The 4,353-nt window shown below is 69.4% G+C and carries 4 protein-coding genes; all 4 read right to left on the reverse strand.

Annotation, left to right across the window (positions count from 1 at the left end; translation table 11 throughout):
* On the reverse strand, positions 1 to 2,408 hold a 2,408-nt coding region (gene alaS, locus GH736_RS18025), incomplete at its 3' end, for an alanine--tRNA ligase (RefSeq protein ID WP_159605783.1).
* A gap of 52 nt (positions 2,409 to 2,460) precedes the next feature.
* Positions 2,461 to 2,661, reverse strand: a complete 201-nt coding sequence (locus GH736_RS18030) for a hypothetical protein (protein ID WP_159605785.1) — start codon at positions 2,659 to 2,661, stop codon at positions 2,461 to 2,463.
* A gap of 139 nt (positions 2,662 to 2,800) precedes the next feature.
* Positions 2,801 to 3,424 carry a 30S ribosomal protein S4 gene (rpsD, locus tag GH736_RS18035; RefSeq protein WP_159605795.1) on the reverse strand — a complete coding sequence of 208 codons (624 nt, stop codon included), beginning with the start codon at positions 3,422 to 3,424 and terminating at the stop codon, positions 2,801 to 2,803.
* A gap of 196 nt (positions 3,425 to 3,620) precedes the next feature.
* Positions 3,621 to 4,353 (reverse strand): AAA family ATPase (locus GH736_RS18040; protein WP_456236777.1); only part of this gene is annotated, 733 nt, incomplete at its 5' end.

Consider the following 4,353-nt stretch of genomic DNA (forward strand, 5'->3'; position numbering starts at 1 on the left):
CGCACGGCGGTCGCGAGCGAGCGCACCTCGTCGCCAGAGCCGAGCCGCCCCACATGCTCGGCCACGACGAGGACGTCGCCCGAGCGCACGGCGTTGGCCGCGAGGGCCGGGACGCGGTCGCCGAGCGCCTTCGCCTCGAACTGCGCGATGCGCTTCTCGGCGGCCTTGAGGCTCGACACGAGCTCGCCGACGCGGTCGACGAGCTGCTCGGGGCGGGTCTTGAGATTGGCGGTGAGCTCGGACACGAGCGCGCGCTCGGCGGCGAACCGACGGAACGCGTCCATGCCGACGAGCGACTCGACGCGGCGGTTGGAGGCGCCGACCGAAGACTCGCCGACGATGTTGATCATGCCGACCTCGGAGCTCGTCGACACGTGCGTACCCGCGCACAGCTCACGCGACCACGGTCCGCCGATGTCGACGACGCGCACGACGTCGCCGTACTTCTCGCCGAACAGGGCCATCGCACCGAGGTTCTTCGCCTCGTCGAGAGGCATCTCGCGGGTGACGACCTCCAGGTTGTCGCGGATCGCGTTGTTGGAGATCTCCTCGATCTCGCTGCGCGTCTCGGTGGACAGGGCGGAGTTCCAGCCGTAGTCGAGCCGAAGGTAGCCCGCCTTGTTGTACGAACCCGACTGGTGGGCGTTGGGGCCGAGCACCTGTCGGAGCGCCGCGTGCACGAGATGAGTGCCCGAATGCGCCTGCGTCGCGCCGCGTCGGTAGTCCTCGTCGACGAGGGTGGTGGCGGGCATGCCCACGCCGACCTCGCCCGAGGTGACCTTCACGGTGTGGCTGATGAGCCCCTTGACGGGCTTCTGCACGTCGAGGACCTCGAGCTCGAAGCCGTCGCCGACGATGCGGCCCTGGTCGGGCGCCTGGCCGCCGGACTCCGCATAGAGGGAGGTCTCCGCGAGGATGACCTCGGCGGTCTGCCCTACGGTGGCGACCGGCACCGGACGGCCGTCGACGAGGAGGCCGAGCACGGTGGACTCCGTGGTCAGCTCGGTGTATCCGGTGAAGATCGTCTCGCCCTTGGCGCGGAAGTCGCCGTACACCGAGAGGTCGGCGAGCACCTTCTTCTTCGACTTCGCGTCGGCCTTCGCGCGGGTGCGCTGCGCGGTCATGAGCTCGTCGAAGGCGACCCGGTCGACCGCGAGGCCCGCCTCGTCGGCCATCTCGAGGGTGAGCTCGATCGGGAATCCGTAGGTGTCGTGCAGGAGGAACGCGGTGTCGCCCGCCAGTTCTTCCCGGCCGGACTGCTTCGTGGAGGCGACCGCGACGTCGAGGATCGAGGTGCCGGCCGCGAGCGTGCGGAGGAAGGTCTCCTCCTCGCCGAGCGCCAGTTGCTCGATGTGCGCGTAGTCGCGCGCGACCTCGGGATACGCGGCCTTCATCGCATCGCGCGACGCGGCGAACAGCTCGCGGAAGGTCGGCCCCTCGACGCCGAGCAGTCGCATGGCACGGATGCTGCGACGCAGCAGCCGGCGCAGGATGTAGCCGCGGCCCTCGTTCGACGGGCTCACGCCGTCGCTCATGAGCATGAGCGACGAGCGGATGTGGTCGGCGATGACCCGCATGCGGACATCGTCCTCGTGATCGGCGCCGTACGTGCGCCCCGACAGCTCCGCCGCGCGGTCGAGCACCGGACGGACCTGGTCGATCTCGTACATGTTCTCGACGCCCTGCTTGATGAACGCGACACGCTCGAGGCCCATGCCGGTGTCGATGTTCTTCTTCGGCAGTTCCTTCACGATGCGGAAGTCGGTCTTCGACTTCACGTCATCGATGAGGTACTGCATGAACACGAGGTTCCAGATCTCGACGTAGCGGTCGTCGTCGGTCGCCGGACCGCCGTCGATGCCGTACGCGGGACCGCGGTCGAAGAAGATCTCGGAGCAGGGGCCGGCCGGGCCCGGCTGACCGGTGTGCCAGTAGTTCGTGTCCTTGTCGAGGCGCTGGATCCGCTCCTCGGGCAGGCCGGCGACCTTCTTCCAGAGCTCGATCGCCTCGTCGTCGTCCTTGTAGACCGTGACCCACAGGTCGTCGGGGGCGAAGCCGTAGCCGCCCTCGGACTCGGGCGTGGTGAGCAGCTCCCACGCCATGCTGATGGCCCCCTCCTTGAAGTAGTCGCCGAAGGAGAAGTTGCCGTTCATCTGGAAGAACGTGCCGTGGCGCGGCGTCTTGCCGACCTCTTCGATGTCGTTCGTGCGGATGCACTTCTGCACGCTCGTGGCGCGCGGATAGGGCGACGGCACGAGGCCGGTGAGGTACGGCACGAACGGCACCATGCCGGCGACCGTGAAGAGCAGGGTGGGGTCGTCGGACACGAGCGACGCCGAGGGCACGACCGTGTGGCCGCGCGCGGCGAAGAAGTCCAGCCAGCGCTGGCGGATGTCTGCAGTCTGCATGGTTCCGTTCTGGTTCAGCGGCCCGGCGGCCGCGCGGAGTCGTGGAGCCGGATCAGCGCGGGGCGGGCGCGTCGCCCGCGGCGCGGAGCTCGGCGTCGCGCTCGTGGTAGCCCTCGGCGATGGCCTTGCCGAATGCCCTGGCCTTCGCGTCGACCGACGAGAAGAACTCCCGGCCCTGTGCGGTCTGGTTGACCTGGTGGGCGGCCACGAAGCCCGCAGCGACGCCGACGGCGAACCACACGATGCTCTTCACGAAGTGCTCCCTCTGACCGATCTCGCCGCGCGAGTCCCGCCCGGCACGCATCCTGACATTCTAGTGCGGTCGGATGCCCCGGAAGACGGAACAGGGGCCGCGGGAAACCCCCGCGACCCCTGGTCCGAATGCAAGCTGCTCAGCGAGCGGCGTAGTACTCGACGACGAGCTGGACGTCACAGGTCACGGGCACCTCGGCGCGCTTGGGGCGACGCAGGAGCTGGGCCTGGAGCGTGTCGAGCTCGACCTCGAGGTAGCCCGGGAGCTTGGGGAGCACGTCGACGTGGCCGCCGGCTGCGGCGACCTGGAAGGGCTCGGTGCCCTCGGAGCGCTGCTTGACGCCGATGGTCTGGCCGGGCTTCACGCGGAACGACGGGCGGTCGACGATCTGGCCGTCGACGAGGATGTGACGGTGCACGACGAACTGGCGGGCCTGCGCGATGGTGCGGGCGAAGCCGGCACGGAGCACGAGGGCGTCGAGGCGCATCTCGAGCAGCTCGACCAGGTTCTCACCGGTCAGGCCGTCGGTGCGGCGGGCCTCGTTGAACGCGATGCGGAGCTGCTTCTCGCGGATGCCGTACTGGGCGCGGAGACGCTGCTTCTCGCGAAGGCGCACGGCGTAGTCGGAGTCCTGCTTGCGCTTGGTGCGTCCGTGCTCGCCGGGAGCGTAGGGGCGCTTCTCCATGTACTTGGCGGCCTTCGGGGTGAGGGCGACGCCGAGCGCGCGGGAGAGGCGGGTCTTGCTGCGTGACTGGTTCGACACGAATGTCCTTTCGGAAGAATCTCAAGTGAACTCGCGGCGCGTTCGTGCGCCGGAAGTCTGTGTCAGAGGGATTCGCCAAGGGTGGATCGGCTACAGATCGCACCCGTTCGCCGGTGACTCCCTCGCAGCCGCGCTCGAGAATCTGGCTTCAGGCCGAGGAATATGCTATCACGCCCGCCCTCGGCGCCACACCGCGTCAGCGGTCGCCGCGCACGATGCGGCGGAGCTTCGCCAGCCGTGCCGACACCTCTCGCTCGTTGCCGTGCTCCGTCGGCTGGTAGTAGGTCGCCCCGCGCAGCTCTGCAGGCAGGTACTCCTGCTGCACCACGCCGATCGCGTCGTCGTGCGGATAGACGTAGCCCTTGCCGTGGCCGAGGCGCTTCGCCCCCGGATAGTGGGCGTCGCGGAGGTGCTTGGGCACCCGCCCGGCGCGACCCTCCCGCACGTCGGCGATCGCACGATCGATGCCGAGGTAGGCGGCATTGGACTTCGGCGCGGTGGCGAGGTGCACCACGGCCTGAGCCAGCGGGATCCGCCCCTCGGGCATGCCGATGTACTGCACGGCGTCGGCCGCCGCCACGGCCACGCCGAGCGCCGTGGGGTCGGCCATGCCGATGTCCTCCGAGGCGAGCACGATGATGCGCCGCGCGATGAACCGGGGATCCTCACCGGCCTCGATCATGCGGGCGAGGTAGTGGAGCGCTGCATCGACGTCGCTCCCCCGCACCGACTTGATGAACGCGCTGATCACGTCGTAGTGCTCGTCGCCGTTGCGGTCGTAGCGCAGCAGGGCGCGGTCGACGGCGCGAGCCACGACCTCGGCGGTGATGAGCGGCTTGGTCGGCGTCGCGGCATCCGTGCCCTCGTCGACGTCGCGGTCGGCGGCATCGTCGGCGGCCGCGCCGTCGTCATCGGCTCGCGCCGGCGTC

It is taken from the genome of Agromyces humi (assembly GCF_009720255.1).
In the GTDB taxonomy this organism is placed as follows: Bacteria; Actinomycetota; Actinomycetes; order Actinomycetales; family Microbacteriaceae; genus Agromyces; species Agromyces humi.